The sequence below is a fragment of the Candidatus Glassbacteria bacterium genome, assembly GCA_019456185.1.
Lineage (GTDB): Bacteria > Gemmatimonadota > Glassbacteria > GWA2-58-10 > GWA2-58-10 > JAJRTS01.
The window spans coordinates 41,251-57,397 of the sequence record VRUH01000013.1 but is presented as its reverse complement, the minus strand read 5'-3'; the positions used below and the strand labels follow the sequence as shown (position 1 = coordinate 57,397).

Below are 16,147 nucleotides of genomic sequence, written 5' to 3'. Positions count from 1 at the left end.
ACCTGATGGTGGAAGAGGGGGAAACGTTCGACGGGGGAGTGGCGCGCAATCACGGCTGGATGGTGGCTATGAGCGCTATTGACTCGGATATCCCGCGCCAGGTGCAGAGTATTTACAGGCTGGAGCGCCAGAGCCGGCTGGACGTATGGCACAAGGACGCGGGCTTGATTATCGGCGGCGGCCACAACCTGCGCGAGATCGATATCCCGCTGGCTAATTTTCACGTGGTCACCGGCCACGCCGGAGTGGATGTCGAGTGGGGCAGGATAATCAGCGGGGAGAGCTGGCACGATAAGCGGGCTGTCTATATCCCGCGCGATACCCGCGACGAGATCACGGTGGACCGTCAGAAGCTGACCGCCTCGTTCGCCCAGGGCGATGTCGGTTTTACGGTGGTGCCGCTGGACGACAGCCGCTTGAAAATCGAATACAGCCACGACCTGTTCAACACACGCAAGCTGTTCGTGCAGCTGCCGCTGATCTCGTTCTACGACGGTTCGATCCTGGTGGACGGTAAGCCGTACGAGGACTCCGAATTAACCGGGGTGGAAGAAAGTATCGAGCTGATCAGCCCGACAATGGGTACCAGGGTGCGCTTGAGCCTGCCGGCAGGATTACCCGCGGTTCTGCGTCAGGGAGTGTACCCCCTGCGCTGGTACGGGGGAGAACACCCGCCGCAGCGCTGGGAACCATACTACAAGATATATCTGCTGTCGGTAAGAATCGATAACCCGGCCACGGACAACGGAGAGTTTATGCTGGAAGTTTCGGCGAACTAGCGGTTTATCAGAGGCTTTAATTGTCCAGGCTACATTTGAATTTAAATTCACGATGATAAGGGTTTTCACCTGAAGGGGGGAAAAAGGGCAAAAAATCTCGTCCGTTATATTTTTTGAGATAGTAGTGTACGTTCTCCAGACCCCTGTTTGCAGTCAACGTGGAATAAGAGTGCTTTTCTCCATAACGAGGGGATTGGGGGTGGAGGACCAACCCCGCTCCATCGAGCGAAAAAGTGATTGGTACCGGCAGCGGCTCCGTGGGGATCTTCAGCGGGCCGACAAGACCCATTGAGTCGGGAAAATGCTGCAAAGGCGGGTCGAACGGGTAGACGAACATATGCAGGCTGAACAGGGAATAGAGGTCAACTGTCCGCGGAGAGATAAATTCCCTGCCGGTATCGGTTACGCTCCACAGCGTATCGTTTACCATGATGACCGAGTAGTTCGTCTCGGCAATATCACGCGGCCCTGCCCAGGATGAGTCCGCAAGCCGATCGACTCTGCGGCCGACAAAGTTAGAATACGTAACCTGTGAATAAAAGTATCTCCCTCTGTCTTCGCTAATATCGAATTGAACGTTAATATACAATGCTCCTTGTTCGTTACCCGAGATTTCCCCGCTGACAGCGACGTTCATTTTCCCGGTCATCGTGCGTGTCACTTCAAGGCTGTCCCGGGTGGTAATGCCCCATTCGACCACCGTGGCAGCTGATACCTCGGAGACAAGTGAGGTAAACTCATAATTATATTCGAACCGGGCACCGTCGCGCCAATTGAAAACCTCCAGGATATCATACCATTTCTTCAGAAACCGCCAATTTCCGAGTACGTATCCGTTGCGGTCCTGGATATTCTCGGTTGAACCGGCTGGCAGCAGCTGCATTGTCAGTGGAGTTGCGTACCGGTAATAGAGCGCAATTGTCGAATCTTTCCTGCTCAACACCAGCTTGTCGGCCCCGCGATTGGACTGTACCGAATCCAGCGACCAGGCAGCGCTGTCAAGTACCACCTGGTCCTGCCCGATTGTAACTTCCATGACTCCATTACTCACATGCCAGTTGCCCAGCATCTCCGAGGGTAACGTGCGGGACTGCCAAAATATTCTGTTTGTCAGCACCAGCCAGTCGCCGGAGGCAGGGATGGAGTCTACAAGTGCGGGATTATCGACAGGTCTGTCGGAATACAGGATTCGAAGAGAGTCGGGAGAAATCCGAGCGAGATAGATGGTGTAATACCGAGACCCGAGCTGATAGGTCAGCCGGTAATAGGCCCCTGATTCATCCACGGCCCACGAAGCAGGTGTACTGCTGCCGATGTAGAGAGAATCCCGGCCGAACTCCAGATACAATTCTCCGTCCCGGAACCAGTCGCCGTTCAACGGGGAAGTTTCTGTTGCAGGTTGCCAGGTAAGATACCTCGGGTCGAAATACTCGCTGTCGTCATCCACGGGTGCAACCGGCGGCAGGGAATTGCATGCACCGAGAATAATTACACACACGGAGAACAGGGGAAGGAAAAGGTTCGGACGCCATCGCCCTGTTGCAGCCAGTTCATTGTCCACGAGAGCCTCCGCCGATCATCCCGCGCCAGGAAGGTGGCAGGAGTGGATGGTTAAAATCTGACAGCCATGCCGATATTGACCGTCAGCATCTCGCTTCCGTAGATTGCGTTGTCGTACTGCAATTTGTTGAATGAAAACCTTACGCTGCGAATGTCCAGGTACTCCACGTCTCCACCGATGAAATATTCGAAGCGGAAATCGAAATAAACCGAGTCCACCAGCCGCGCCTGCCCGAGGTCGTCCGGCGCCCAGAGCAGGATTTTGGCACCGAAACCGCCCCCGGCCTGCCAGGTGGTGCCTTTGGTTTCCATCAACATGGTCAAACTTGCGATCTCCCGGCTGCTGATCCTGCTGAGCGAGGCGTAATATGTCAACCCGCCCATCAAACTGATATAGGGGATAACGCCGCCGAAGTTTTTCCCCAGCGAGATACCGGGATTCACACTGATCATGTAGGAATCGCTTACAATATCCAGGTTGGAATCAGAATAGTAATTGTCCCTGGGTGTAAAGCCTGTATCCAGTCCCAGATCGAGACAGCGTCCCTGCACGAAAACTTTGGCATAGCTGTTGAGCTTTACCGCCGCCCTGACAGTGCCTCCGATCCCGATGGCTCCATACGAGTAGTCACTGAGTTTACCGGTGGGCCAGCCGAGAGTGGCGTCGGCGGTAACATCCAGCTTAGCCTGGAGCTGACCGAAAGAGATCAGAAGAATCGCGAGCGGGAGAAGCTTGCTGAACGCATGGCGCATGGCGGGCAGTCTCCAGACACGGGTGAGATTTCCGGAATACGCAGTTGTGGTCTGATAACTTGTTTGCTGTTATTGGTGGCGCTACTCATCAACTGCCATTTAGACGGAGCCGATGCATTTCCTGAATTAATTGGGAAAAGGCTGTAGTACCTGCCGCATGCTTTGTCGGAAGTTGGCTTATAAGATAAATACAACAGAATGAAAAAAATGTTTCATTTTCTGCTGATCTGCGGCGTCAATTTCTTTGTCAATAAATCTGCTGCCACTTAGTCAGCAGCCTCCAGTCGCCCTCGATCTGACCGTAGCGGTCCTGGATATCGGCCGTGGTTTGGCTCAACAGCATTTCGACCGTCGTTATCTGCAGGTTTCTGAAGTAGAGGGCCATGTGTGTGTCGCCGCGGGCAAGCAGGATGCGGTCAACATTGTAGTTGGTTTCCACGCTCTCTATATCCCACTCAACTCCGCTGATCGTGACTTGCTGGCTGGTGATATGCAGCTCCATGACGTTATCGTCGACATGCCAGTACCCGAACAACTCACCCGGCACTCCGGTCGGTATCCAGAGGATCGAGGATGTCAGCACGTACCATAAGTTGATCAGTTCGAGCAGATGCGCTTCCGCCGCAGTCGCCGCCTGCCCGTCGGTATAGGCCATTGCCAGCGAATCGTCGGATATCAGGTTAAGATATAATGAAACGTAACCGATCTCGACTTCATAGGTCACCCTGTAAAAGGATTCGTAATTGTCCAGCATCCAGCTCGTCACCCGCGTTCCCTCCACGTTCAGCGAATCGGCGGCGATAATCAGACTGAGTTCACCGTTACGGTACCAGTCGCCGAGGAGGGGACTCCTGGATTGAGCTTCCTGCCAGGTTACGACCGTTGGGTTGAAACTGATTTTCTGGTTGGCTGACACCGGAGCCAGCGGAGGCAGCGAGTGGCAGCTGATGATAACCATGGCCGCGACTGCGATAAACAGTCCCGCAATCATTGACGATCTTTTTAAACCGGAGGTTTTGCTAATCATCACCGCTCCCGCCAGTTTGCGATGCCAGACGCCTGGACGGCTAAAAGGCGATACTTATCCCGATAGTGGCCAGCAGCATATCGGTTCTCGATCCAAGGTTTTTCAAATGGAGTTCACCGGCGAAAAATCTGGTCTGCCGCCAGTCCAGCACCTCGATATTGCCGCCGGTAAGATAACCCAGCCGCAGATCCAGAAAAATGTCCTCAATAAACTGTTCGCCACGCGGATGCAAGTGAGTCCAGATCATCATTTTGAGACCGATATCGAGACCCGCGTGCCAGGTTGTGCCCTCCGTTTTACTGTATTCGACGAGAGCGGGCTGGATGTTGCGGCTGGAAACCCTGCTGAGGGTTGAGTGAACGGTCACTCCACCGAACAGGTCGAGGTAGGGGCGAAGGTTGCCTCTTTTTTTCTTGAAAGTGAAACCGGGGCCGATGTGCATGAAATAGAAATCGGTGGCTACGTCGAGCGCCAGCGTGGAATTGGTTATGTCACGGGGAATGAAGCCCTGCTCCAGACCGAGGTCGATATAGCTGAACTGTCCGAACAGGGCCAGGTTGTCGCCGAGATCCACGCCGAAACGGCCGGTTCCGCCCACGCCCACCGCGCCGAACGCATAGTCATTGATCTGTCCCGTGGGCCATCCTATCGAAAAACCGGCGGACAAATCAACTCCCGCCTCAAGAGACTGCAGCGCCGGGCTGAACAGTGCAAGCGTAGCGATAAGAATTGCGGGCAGTCGCATGGAACGCGATTCCTTGGACCGGTTGGTTCCGAACTTCACTCCTGACAGGATAATTTTTCTCCAGGTGCAAATGTAAGCCAGCATAAAATGGTATCCTGAACGCAGATTTTTTCTCAGCTAGATGAAAGTTACAATGATAAGCGGGCTGTTATCAAATAAAACAGAATAATTTCAATTGCGGAGGAAGCTGAATAACCTCTGGCCGGCGTGACGGGTACCGGAAATATTTCGGGCGACAGGACCGAGTTCCAGTTCGGCCAGCGGGCAAGAGGCTGCTCGTGCGGATCGAGGACCCTGAGGGCGTGCCGTTTGACGCCCAGGCGTTCAAGGAGGACCAGTGACAGATGGGTGCCGCGCGGGGATCCCCCGCCTCCGATAATCAACCAGTCCAGCATCATTCAGAGGCGTTCTGGGAACAGGTCCAGAAGGTAAGGGAACGGATTCTTGGGCCGGCCGTTGACATGGACTTCGTAATGCAGGTGCGGCCCGGTGGTAATCCCGCTGCGGCCGACGAAACCGATGACGTCTCCGCGGTGCACTTCCTGGCCGGACTTGACAGTCAGCCGGGAACAATGGCCGTAAATGGTCTTGATGCCGAAATCGTGATCCAGCACTATCGTCAGGCCCAGTCCCTGGCTTTTGGCGCTGTGCACAACTTTCCCGTCGGCGGGAGCGAAAATCGGCTCACCGGATGAAGTCGAAAAATCGAGTCCGGTATGGTAATGCATCTGACGAAACAGCGGATGTATCCTGCGCCCGAAAGTACTGGAGATGTATCCGGAGGTGGGAGTGATCGACGGCAGGTGGCTCCAGCGGCGGGAAACTTCACTGACCCTCGTATAGGAATCCTGAATGCTTTGCCGCGCAAGACCAGCCCGCCGGAGCAGTTCATCGACGGTCAAATCCTGACGGCTTATTCTGCGAGCCAGCCTGCTGTCGAATTCCATCAGGTCGTCGTCGAAATCCAGAGTTACACCACCGATACCCACTTCGAGCACTTCCTGTTCCAGTTCGTCGAGCCCTGCAATCTGACGGTAAATCTGGTTCTCGTCCTGCATGGAGTCAAACCGCTCAGCCAGCAATGCAATTTCCCAGTCGATCTTTACCACTTCCGCCCTGAGCTGTCTGTTCTGTTCCTCCAGCCTGGCCAGAGCGTGAATGTTTCTGGCCTTGTACAGCGCCGCCACCACAGCCCTGCCGGGGAAATAAAGCATCGCAGCTGCAAGCAGTAGCAAGATACAAAGCCCCGGGAATGTCAGGTGAACTTGACCGCGACGGCGTCCGTTGTGTGAGCAGAGAAGAATTGTCCAGGCTCTGGAAAACATAGCTATCCTTCGTCCTGATCACTGGAGAGGGAACCAGAATACTTCGGTGCTAGAGATAAAGCTCTAACGAGTATACACATTTGGCGGATGATTTCAAGCCTTTGAATCGTTTTTATGCCTGATTCGGCTTTTTTTGCGTTTATCAGATCAAAATTACTTAGAAAACACTGGTACAGGATATAAACTGAAGAGTTTTTTAATATTAATTGACTTTTCGTGAAAAATGCAGTATTGTCTGCGCAGATACTTAAATAGGGGCGGTTAATGCAAAGTGCCGGTAAACTGGCCAGAATTTTTAAAGCGCTGTCCGTCGTCAGCAGAGTGAAAATAATTCAGCTGCTCAAGGAACGCACTCTCTGTGTCAATGCCCTGGCGGCCCGACTGGAGATAACTCCGGCCGCGGTCAGCCAGCATCTGCGCGTGCTCCGCGACGCCGACCTTCTTACAACTGACAAACGCGGCAATTCCGTCCACTACCAAGTGAACCATGAAACGCTTGAGGTGTGGCAGCGGCAAGTGAATGTACTGTTGCAGCTCGGCGATGACAGTTAAACCTGAATCCTTGCAACGGGGGAAGTGATGCACAACAGCAACGGTGAATGTATCTATCCCGAGAATCTCCGCGAGACTCCCGGGAAATGCAGCGAAGAACAAATCAGGGAGTGTCACGGAGACGACGAATCCCATCGCTGCACCACCGCTGAGGACTGAATCCGGGCGGGAGGTCCTGACCCCGGCCGGCTGCCGCTGTGGCCTGATTTCCCGATGCTCTCCCTGCTCTCCCTGCTCTGCCTGGCGCTGTTTCTGGTCAGTCTACGCAATATCGGACATAAGTGGATAGCCTGAACAGGCCCGCCGAATCATTCCGGTTCTTCTGATTGACAACACCCCTGAACCTTATTAGCTTAACGTGAGATTGCCAGAGGTTCGCAAAATCGAACTTAGGGCCGCAGGAGGTTTTTATTCCCCGCCAGCGGCTTTATTCAGGCGGGATGAGAGGAATGGTTGATGGCGAAAAAGCACGAGAGAAAAGAGCCGGAAAGCAAGCGCGCGCACATGCAGAGCCGTTTTACGCGCGAATCACTGATGGGTAAGCACCTGTACGAGGAACACATGTGGACCGGCTCGGAGATTGCCGTGCTGCCCGATGTGGACCTGGTGTTTATCGGCGGCAGGAGTATCATGGACCGCGGACGCGAGGCGATTCTGCAGGTTGTGGACGAAATAATCCGCTGCCGCGAGCAGCTCGGCTACCGGATGATACTCGGCGTCAGCGGCGGCGTGCGCAACCGTCACACCTGGTACCAGGGGATTGATTTCGGCCTGCCGATCGGCGGGCTGGCGATGCTGGCCGGTGCGGTCGAGGGCCAGTACGCGCGCATGCTCTACGCCCTGCTGGCCAAACACGGCGGGATGTGGATGGCCCGCGAGCATTTCGATAAGCTTCCGCTGTATGTCTATTCCGACATGATTCCGATCTCGATCGCCACGCCCCCGTACCATTTCTGGGAAAAACCGAGCAGGATCGGCAACATCCCGGAATACGGATCGGATTTCGGGATGTACATTACTGCCGAGCTGCTTGGCCTGAGGCGGCTCGTGTTCGCCAAGGATGTCAAAGGTCTCTATACCAAAGATCCGAAAAAGCACCCCGGGAAGGCGGAATTCATTCCCCGGATCAGCGCCCAGGAACTGCTGGAGATGGATCTCGATGACCTCCCGGTTCACCGTACCGTGCTCTACAACATGTGCAGGGCGCACAGCGCCAAGGAGCTGTACCTGGTCAACGGCCTGGAAAAAGGGAATATCGAGAAGGCGCTGGCGGGAGAGAACGTGGGGACAGTGATCTACAAGGACGAAACCGGGGCAAGGCAAAAAGCATCGTGAACGAGATTCCCGTACTTTTTCGCACCGCAATTTTTACGAGAGCACTCGGTTTTGTTGATAAAAATCCGCCGCGGCACATCGGTCATACGTGCTGCGGCGGTTTCGGTTCGAGGCACCGGTAATCACAGATACCGTCGGCTGCGGCGGCTGGACCGTACAGTGAGCGTATCGCCCCGGCTCAAGATTATCTACCTGCTGACCGTTTCGACAGTCGTGTTCATCTTCGATCAGCGGGTCGCATTGGCGTTGCTCGGTTTTCAGGCGCTGCTGTGGGTCCTGGCGGGAGTACCGGCCGCTGAGCTGCGCAACCTGCGCAAAAGCGCCGGGTTCATGGCGATGATCCTGGTGTTTTACGCCCTGTTTACGGCCGATAAGAATTTCACCCTCCTGCGCCTCGGCGGCTGGGACCTGGATGTCAGTACCGCCGGAGCGATCGAGGGCGCGGCGATGTGCGTCAGGCTGCTCACTATCCTGGCGGCAAGCACGGTTGTCCGCCACGGTATCGGCCGCGAGCAGTTTGTCGGTGGCCTGAAGGGCCTGGGGATGGGAGGCAATCTGGCGCAGTTGTTCGAATCCACGCTGGGATATTTCGAGGGCAGGGGAGGACTCGGAGGCGGGAAAAAGAGCCGTGACGAGGACGGCGGCAACGATAAAGGCGGTAAAACGATTGTCGTTAAGCGGCTGCTGAAAGGCGACCTTTCGGTAGTTGCTGAACTGGTCGACAACAGGCTGGCCTCCGCCCGGAAAACGTTTGCTGATAGCGATCTTGCGCTGATCTTCGGATTGACAATCGTGGTTGTCGGCATTAGGTTTATCAAAATTGTGCCGGGCCTGCCGCTGGCTCCCGGTCACAAAAACCTGGTGATTTTCCCCTGTTTTATCGCGGCCTCGACATTGACGAGGACAAGATTCGCCGCCACCAATATCGGCGCCGTCAGCGGAGCGTTAAATTTCCTGGCCGGTTTCGGCCGCTTCGGCGTATTTGGCATCTTACAGCACGTTCTGCCCGGTCTGGCGATTGACATGCTGGTGAAACTCTCGGGCGGGTCGCGCTCGATTGTATTGTACGCGGTCAGCGGACTGGTGGCGGGTGTCGCCCGTGTCTCGGCGGTGCTGATTCTCTCACTGCTCTTCAGGATGCCGGCCGAGTTTTATTTGGCGTTAAGTCCTTTTATCGTGTCCCAGTGCCTGTTCGGGGTGCTCTCGGCACCTGTATCTAAATACCTGGTAAGTCACATCAAGACAGATGGCGCCTGATTTCCGCACCGGGTGCGAACCGGGCTGCCGTTACGGAGGGGAGTTGTATGCCGGCACATAAGAGAGGGTTCAGCAGGACTCATATCAGCAGCAGGTTCATGCGCGAGTCCCTGCTCGACAAGGGAGTTATCGCTTCCACCGATTCGAGGAAACAGGTGGCCGTGCTGCCCGATCAGAACGTGATCATGGTCGGCGGCAAGAGCATCATCGACAGAGGCAGGAAAGCAGTCTACCCGCTGATCGAGGAGATTGTCGAGAACAAGGGCAAGCACGGGATGATCCTGTCGGTCAGCGGCGGAATCCGCGTGCGCCATTCCTATGCGGTGGGACTGGATTTCGGCCTGCCTCCCGGCGGCTTGAGCATGCTGGTGGCCGGAATCGAGGAGCAGAACGCGCGGATTCTCTACGCGCTGCTGGCCAAGCACGGCGGGATCAGGATGACCCGCGACCATTTCGAGGAACTTTCGATGTACATCCACGCTGGCATGATCCCGATCATGGTCCCGATGCCGCCGCACATGTACTGGGAAAAACCGCCGAAGTTCGGCAATATCCCGGACTACGGCCCCGATTTCGGCATTTACATGGTCAGCGAAGTCCTTGGCACCAAGTCGATGATCTACATTAAGGACCAGGACGGGCTGTTCACCGAGGACCCGCGCAAGAATCCGGATGCCGAGCTTATCAAAAAGATCAGCGTGCAGAAGCTGCTGGAGATGGACCTCAACGAGCTGATTATCGAGCGCAGTGTGCTGGAAGTGATGGTCCGCAGCCGTCTGAGCAAGAAAATCTACATCATCAACGGTCTCAAGCACGGAAATCTTACCAAGGCGCTCAACGGCCGGCAGGTGGGCACGGTGATATTCAAGGACGAGTCCAGGGCTTCGGTAAGCGTCCCCGCTGTTCCAGGCGGCAGCGGCAAGGGCGCAAAGAAAAAAACTGCCCCCGTCAAAGCGGGTAAAAAGAAGATCGCGGCTAAGGAATAGATGTAAACTATCACTTTAGGCAATAATGTGTAACTTTAATCATACAGGTCATTTTGGAGGCTGAATGAGCAAGAAGGATGCGGCCAGGGATATCTGGACCAGGTTCGAGCACGAATCGCTGAGCGACAAGAAGCTGCTGGAGGCTACCAGCGGCCAGCCGATCAGGATTATCCCGGGCGTTAAACTGATGAAGATTGGCGGCCAGAGCGTGATGGACCGCGGCCGCAAGGCGCTGTTCCCGATCCTCAACGAGATCGTGGCCAATCACAAGCGCAAGAAGATCATGATCTGCTCCGGCGGCGGCACGCGCGCGCGCCACGCCTATGAGATCGCAATCGATCTCGAGCTGCCGCCCGGTTTCCTGGCTGCGCTGGGGGGGTCGATCGCCCTGCAGAACGCGCGTATCCTGCAGATGCTGCTGGCCAAGCACGGCGGAATCCATATTTCCACCGAGCAGTTCGAGATGCTGCCCCTGTTTTTCAAGCTGGGATGTATCCCGATCATGGTCGGCATGCCGCCGTTCACCTACTGGGAAGAGATTCCCCAAAAAGGTTCGATTCCAGACAACCGTACCGACACCGGCGTGTTCCTGACCGCCGAGTTCCTGGGTGCCGAGAGTGTGCTGTATATCAAGGACGAGGACGGGCTCTACACCAACGACCCCAAGAAAGACCCCAAGGCGGAGTTCATCCCCGAGATCACTGTCAGCGAGCTGTGGGCGCTGGACCTCGACGACCTGGTTGTCGAACGGGTGGTGCTCGACTATCTCCAGCGCAGCAAAAATGTCAAGTATCTCGAGATTATCAATGGTCTCAAGCCCGGTAATATTACAAAGGCGCTGAACGGGAAGCACACGGGCACCAGGATTTACAAAGGGTAACTTAAGAGAGTCTTACCCGAACTCGGCAGGCCAGGTTGATTTTAGAGGAGACTGACTGGCCGCCGCTAATTTTTTCAGCTTCTTTTTCCTTGACGGTTACCGGGATCGGCATATTATACAGGCCGAGTATGCGCAAAGATTCTCAGAGTGAGTTGAAACGGTTTTGGAGCTCGGGGGCGCGATGCGATCTGGCGCGAAGAGAAGAGATGCAACTGCGGCGGCGGCGGCAATGGCCTGCCTTGCGCTGATCGGACTCCTTGCCTGCGGCGGCGGCGGTAAAAGTGACGGCCGTCGGGAAATCGTGGTTTACGCCGCCGCCAGCACTACCGACTTGCTGACCGAGGCCGCGGATTCTTTTACCACCCAAAGCGGAGTCGAGGTGGGATTCGAATTCGCTTCGTCGGGATCGCTGGCCAGGAAGATCGAGGCGGGTTCGCCTACCGATATCTTTGTCTCGGCCAATGAGCACTGGATCGAATACGCCGCGGAACAAGGGTTGCTTGAAAACGGCCGCAGCGTGATGTTCGCGTGCAACACGCTGGTATTCGTGGAGCCGGCTGAACTCCCGTCCGGATTGACCTCGCCCGCGGACCTTGCCGGTGCGGAGCGGATCAGCATGGGGGACCCGGAGCATGTCCCCGCCGGCCGCTATGCCAAAGAAGCGCTTGAACATTACGGGCTGTGGGAGGGGCTGACTGTCGGGGAAAAGCTGGTGCTGACTTTCAATGTCAGCACCGCGCTGTCATATGTGGAACAGGGTGGTGTCACCGGCGGTATTGTTTACAGTACCGATGCAATTCGCAGCGAAAAAGTGACAACCGCGTTCACGTTTCCCGACGAGTCACACAAGCCTGTTACCTACCACGCGGGACTTGTCTCGAACACGGAATCAAGGCAGGATGCGTTGGCCTTTCTGCAATTTCTGGGCAGCGCTCAATTTTACGGCATACTTGAAAAGCACGGTTTCAGGCAGCCCTGACCGTTGCTGACATTCAGGGGAGAGCTGAAGGAGCATGTACGGTGCTGAACTCTCGGCCATCTGGCTGTCGATATACATGGGTATTCTTGCGGTGGTTCTGTGTATCGCACCCGGCGTAGCCCTGGCCTGGCTGCTGGCCCGCCGTGATTTCCACGGCAAGTCGATAGTCGAAATGGTGGTCTTCCTGCCGCTGGTTATCCCTCCCGTGGTCACCGGTTTCTTCCTGATCAAAGCGTTCAGCCCCCAGAGCCTGATTGGCGGAATTCTGAACCAGTTCGGCATCAGGGTGTTGTTCACCTGGACCGGGATGGCGATCGCCGCCGGGGTAATGGGTTTCCCGCTGCTGGTCCGCACGGTCCGCAACGCCCTGGAAAATGTCGACCCGCGGCTGGAATCGGCGGCCCGTACCCTGGGCTGCTCCCCGCTGCGCACCTTTTTCACGGTCACCCTGCCGCTCTCCTGGCCGGGAATTGTCGCCGGCGGAGTGCTCTGTTTCGCCAGGGCGCTGGGCGAGTTCGGCGCCACCGCGATGGTGAGCGCGGGCACCCAGGGCAACCGTACGATCCCCCTCGAAATTTTCCACCACCATCAGACTCCCGGCCACGAGGCCGAAGTAATCCGCCTGGTCATAATCTCGCTGGCGTTGAGCGCCCTGGCCCTGATGGCCAGCGAGGCGCTGATCGCGCGGGCGGGGACCAAGCGGTTTAACTCCGGACAGGGCAGCTAGGCATGATCGAGCTTGATTTCAAACTGACCCGCGGCGTGTTCGATCTCGAGGTTTCCCTGGCGAGCCGTCACCACGTCACCGGCCTGATCGGCCCCTCGGGAGCGGGCAAAACAACGCTGCTGCTGGCGCTGATGGGGATAATCCATCCCAGCGAGGGCCGGATCAGGGTCGAGGGAACCACCGATCTTTTCAACGCGGAAGCCGGGATCAACGTGCCTATCGAGCGCAGACGGCTGGGAGTGGTGTTCCAGGACAATTTACTGTTTCCGCATCTGAGTGTCCGCAAAAATTTATTGTTCGGCTACGAGCGGATCAACCCCGGCCAGCGGCGACAAAGCCCCGAGGATATTTACAGCCTGCTTGACCTGGGCAGACTGCTCGACCGCGGAGTGTCGGCGCTCAGCGGCGGCGAGAGGCGCAGGGTCGCCTTGGGGCGCGCCTTGCTGGCCAGCCCGAACCTGCTGCTGCTCGACGAACCGTTGACCGGCCTGGACGCCAGGCTGCGCGACCGGATTATGGCCTACCTGCTGCGCCTGAAAAGCGAGCTGTCGATTCCGATGGTTTATGTCAGCCACAGCTTTGCCGATATCAGCGCGATCTGCGACACCGTGGCCCTGCTGAGTGTCGAAGAGGACAGCGACCATCGCAAACACTCCCGTGTGACCGCCCTGGGCCATCCGCACGACGTGGTTGCCGAGGCGGCCGAGGTGGTCAGTGTCGGCCCGATAGAGAATATCGTGGAGGGCCGGATCGTGGACGTTGACAGCAGCGGCGGGTTCAGCCGCGTACAGGCGGAAAACCTGGAAATTACTGTCAGAGCTGAAAACCACAGTCCCGGCCAGAATTGCTTTGTCACTTTCCGCGCCGACGATATCATTCTCTCGGTCGGGCAACTGCCCAGGCTCTCCAGCCGCAATATCTGGCAGGGCAGGATTGTGTCGTTCGAGCGTTTTCAGGAGCAAACCATCGTGACTGTCGACGTGGGCCAGCGGATCAGGTCCCTGCTGACAGACCAGTCGGTAAACGACCTGGGTCTTGAGATCGGCGGAGATGTGCACGTGATTATCAAGGCCAACTCGATTCGGACCGTCGCGATGGGCGCCGAGGGGCAGGATGAACGACTCAATGGAGAGCCCGGGGCATGAAAGCGGTACTTTGTCTGCTGGCAATAAATATCATGCTCCTGGCTGCGGTTCCGGCATCGGCCGGAGATACCGAGCACTGGGGCGAATACGGGATCCAGCTGAAATTCAGCGACCGGTTCTCGCTCAAGAGCGACGTGCAGCTCCGTTTCCGTGACGGTATCTCTGATTTCTACTGGTACCGCTTCGAGGCCGGCCCGAATTTCAAGCTCAATGACAGGATTAATATCACGGTTTTAGGCCGGATCAAGCCCCAGCAGTACGGCGATGAGTGGCGCCGGCAGTACAACATTTTCATCGACCCTGTTTTCAAGATCGCGCACAACGGTACCACCACGTTCGACCTCCGCACCCGGGTGCAGACGAAACTCACCGGCGAGGGCTGGCAGTTTCTCCGCCTTCGCCCGCGGCTGACCCACAGGTTCTATCTCGGGGAACTGCGCTGCGCCTGGTTTCTCTACAACGACTTCTGGCTTCAGTTCTCCGCCCTGGGCGCACGCGACCGCTATAATGTCAACTGGCTGGGCACGGGCGTGAAGTTTGGCTTGAAACGCCCGGTTGATTTTTCCGTTTACCTGCAGTACCGTTCGGATAAACTACCCGCCACCGGCCGCTGGGACCATGATCCGGTGCTGGGCACCCGTCTGAGGTATAGGTTTTGAAGCATGTCAGTTGATTCGGAAGCTGTAATGATCGGGCCGCTCGAAATTCATGGGCGGCCTGTTTCACTGGTCCGGCAGGCGACAATATCTTTGCAAAAAAGCCCGGCCGTTGATAAACTTTGATTGAGGCCTTGCACGGGAAACCATTGCAGAGTTTAAAACTTCAACTATCCCGGATTTTCAAGATGCGTGTCACTGCTGTTTTACCGGTTCTTGTTCTGCTGCTCCTGACCGCTTGCGGAGAACCGGCCGACCGCTGCGCCGCTCCCAGCCGGGCGGAGATCGAGGCGATGCAGGCCGGGCCGATGCTGCCGCCGGGCGTGGTTGCCATGCGCGACCGCTGGATCAGGGCTTCGCTGGCCTGGGTGGCTGAGGCCCTGGCCGAGTTTCCGCCGGACACCGCCCGCGAGCCGGTTCGCAGGCTGGCCCTGGCCGCGCTCGATGATCCGCTTCACCTGGCCGACGCTCCCGGCATTGCCGCGGTCGCAGATTTCTTTCTATATCAGCTTGACAGGGCCCTGGCCGGAATCGAGGGGCCGGCGCCGACCGGGGGGGCGGAAATCTGGAAGCTGTACAACCACGGTTTCGTGGTCAGGACGGCGGGGCACTGCTACGGGTTCGACATCTTCCCCGGAGCCGGCGAGGTCGCCATGACCCAGCCCCTGATGGCCCGGCTGGCTGATGCACTGGAGGTTCTGTTTATCAGCCATCGCCACGGCGACCATGCCAGCCGTGAGTTCGCCTCGCTGATGCTCCAGCGGAGGAAAATCGTGGTCGTTCACCCGGAAATCTGGAGCGATGACCCTCCCGGAGACGGCGAGCTTATCCGAATCGACGGGGGCCGGAGCGAGCGCGCCGGAAAGATCAGCTTCACGGTATTCCCCGGACACCAGGGGGATATCCCCAACAATGTCTACCTGGTCATGGCCGACGGCGTAGGCGTGATGCACACCGGCGACCAGCACAGCAGGCTGGATCTCGATGGCTGGATCGCGGATTTCCCCGACAGTCTGAATGTCGATATCCTGCTGCCCAACTGCTGGACGCTGGATATCAGGCGCATGGTTGAAAGCATTGCGCCCGAAGTTGTGGTCACCGGGCACGAAAACGAACTGGGCCACACGGTCGACCACAGGGAGAGTTACGCCAAAAGCTACCGTCAACTGGAGGGCCTGAGCCGGCCGTACGTGATGATGACCTGGGGAGAGAAATACTCGTACAGGCCATAAATCAGCACGAACGGGGAAACTTCCGGGCCCCGAGAGCCGTTTTACTATAAAGAGGTTCTCTTATACGTTTTGCGCGCTGTAATTGGCGGAAGAAACCATGTCAAAGCTGACCGACAGCCTTGGCCGCGACCACGATTACCTGCGGATTTCGCTGACGAGCAGGTGCAACCTGAACTGCACCTACTGCAAACCGTCCGGCGCAGCCGACT

The 16,147-nt window shown here is 56.9% G+C and carries 17 protein-coding genes and 2 pseudogenes (2 of these 19 running past the window's edge); 13 read left to right on the top strand and 6 right to left on the bottom strand.

The window, feature by feature from the left end; translation table 11 throughout:
* Both FVQ81_07120 and FVQ81_07115 read left to right on the top strand, forming a co-directional pair.
* Positions 1-82: pseudogene (locus tag FVQ81_07120) on the top strand (hypothetical protein); it begins 1,022 nt to the left of the window's first position.
* Positions 6-779 carry a hypothetical protein gene (locus FVQ81_07115; GenBank protein ID MBW7996324.1) on the top strand — a complete coding sequence of 258 codons (774 nt, stop codon included), beginning with the start codon at positions 6-8 and terminating at the stop codon, positions 777-779. The pseudogene FVQ81_07120 and the gene FVQ81_07115 overlap by 77 nt, the downstream one beginning before the upstream one ends.
* 16 nt (positions 780-795) lie before the next feature.
* On the opposite strand, the gene FVQ81_07110 is transcribed toward FVQ81_07115, so the two are convergent.
* From FVQ81_07110 to FVQ81_07085, 6 genes are all read right to left on the bottom strand, one after another.
* Complete coding sequence (locus tag FVQ81_07110; GenBank protein ID MBW7996323.1) at positions 796-2,340, bottom strand: hypothetical protein; 1,545 nt, start codon at positions 2,338-2,340, stop codon at positions 796-798.
* Between the two features lie 50 nt (positions 2,341-2,390).
* Positions 2,391-3,092 (bottom strand): hypothetical protein, encoded by a 702-nt coding sequence (locus FVQ81_07105; GenBank protein ID MBW7996322.1) that lies wholly within the window; start codon positions 3,090-3,092, stop codon positions 2,391-2,393.
* A gap of 247 nt (positions 3,093-3,339) precedes the next feature.
* A complete protein-coding gene (locus FVQ81_07100) occupies positions 3,340-4,119 on the bottom strand; it encodes a hypothetical protein (protein ID MBW7996321.1) in 780 nt (259 codons plus the stop codon).
* Positions 4,120-4,159: 40 nt separating this feature from the next.
* Positions 4,160-4,864, bottom strand: a complete 705-nt coding sequence (locus tag FVQ81_07095) for a hypothetical protein (protein ID MBW7996320.1) — start codon at positions 4,862-4,864, stop codon at positions 4,160-4,162.
* Positions 4,865-4,992: 128 nt separating this feature from the next.
* Entirely contained in the window at positions 4,993-5,262 is a 270-nt protein-coding gene (locus tag FVQ81_07090) for a hypothetical protein (protein ID MBW7996319.1), read from the bottom strand.
* Positions 5,263-6,189, bottom strand: coding sequence for a M23 family metallopeptidase (locus tag FVQ81_07085; GenBank protein MBW7996318.1), 927 nt, complete (start codon positions 6,187-6,189; stop codon positions 5,263-5,265).
* 264 nt (positions 6,190-6,453) lie between these two features.
* Here FVQ81_07085 and FVQ81_07080 point away from each other — a divergent pair, with 264 nt between their 5' ends.
* The 11 genes and pseudogenes from FVQ81_07080 to moaA form a co-directional block, all read left to right on the top strand.
* A complete protein-coding gene (locus FVQ81_07080) occupies positions 6,454-6,741 on the top strand; it encodes a winged helix-turn-helix transcriptional regulator (GenBank protein MBW7996317.1) in 288 nt (95 codons plus the stop codon).
* Positions 6,742-7,197: 456 nt separating this feature from the next.
* Positions 7,198-8,076: a uridine kinase gene (locus tag FVQ81_07075; protein MBW7996316.1), complete on the top strand. Its 879-nt coding sequence runs from the start codon at positions 7,198-7,200 to the stop codon at positions 8,074-8,076.
* 159 nt (positions 8,077-8,235) lie between these two features.
* Entirely contained in the window at positions 8,236-9,333 is a 1,098-nt protein-coding gene (locus FVQ81_07070; protein ID MBW7996315.1) for a hypothetical protein, read from the top strand.
* A gap of 47 nt (positions 9,334-9,380) precedes the next feature.
* Positions 9,381-10,319: a uridine kinase gene (locus tag FVQ81_07065; protein ID MBW7996314.1), complete on the top strand. Its 939-nt coding sequence runs from the start codon at positions 9,381-9,383 to the stop codon at positions 10,317-10,319.
* 64 nt (positions 10,320-10,383) lie between these two features.
* Positions 10,384-11,199, top strand: a complete 816-nt coding sequence (locus FVQ81_07060; GenBank protein ID MBW7996313.1) for a uridine kinase — start codon at positions 10,384-10,386, stop codon at positions 11,197-11,199.
* Positions 11,200-11,380: 181 nt separating this feature from the next.
* Positions 11,381-12,178: a molybdate ABC transporter substrate-binding protein gene (gene modA, locus FVQ81_07055; GenBank protein ID MBW7996312.1), complete on the top strand. Its 798-nt coding sequence runs from the start codon at positions 11,381-11,383 to the stop codon at positions 12,176-12,178.
* 34 nt (positions 12,179-12,212) lie between these two features.
* On the top strand, positions 12,213-12,905 hold the full coding sequence (gene modB / locus FVQ81_07050) for a molybdate ABC transporter permease subunit (protein ID MBW7996311.1): 693 nt from the start codon (positions 12,213-12,215) through the stop codon (positions 12,903-12,905).
* Positions 12,906-12,907: 2 nt separating this feature from the next.
* Positions 12,908-14,050 (top strand): molybdenum ABC transporter ATP-binding protein, encoded by a 1,143-nt coding sequence (gene modC, locus FVQ81_07045; GenBank protein MBW7996310.1) that lies wholly within the window; start codon positions 12,908-12,910, stop codon positions 14,048-14,050.
* Positions 14,047-14,709 (top strand): DUF2490 domain-containing protein, encoded by a 663-nt coding sequence (locus tag FVQ81_07040; protein MBW7996309.1) that lies wholly within the window; start codon positions 14,047-14,049, stop codon positions 14,707-14,709. The genes modC and FVQ81_07040 overlap by 4 nt, the downstream gene beginning before the upstream one ends.
* 185 nt (positions 14,710-14,894) lie before the next feature.
* Positions 14,895-15,938, top strand: a complete 1,044-nt coding sequence (locus tag FVQ81_07035; GenBank protein MBW7996308.1) for an MBL fold metallo-hydrolase — start codon at positions 14,895-14,897, stop codon at positions 15,936-15,938.
* A 97-nt stretch (positions 15,939-16,035) separates the two neighbouring features.
* Positions 16,036-16,147: pseudogene (moaA, locus tag FVQ81_07030) on the top strand (GTP 3',8-cyclase MoaA) (it continues 869 nt past the right edge of the window).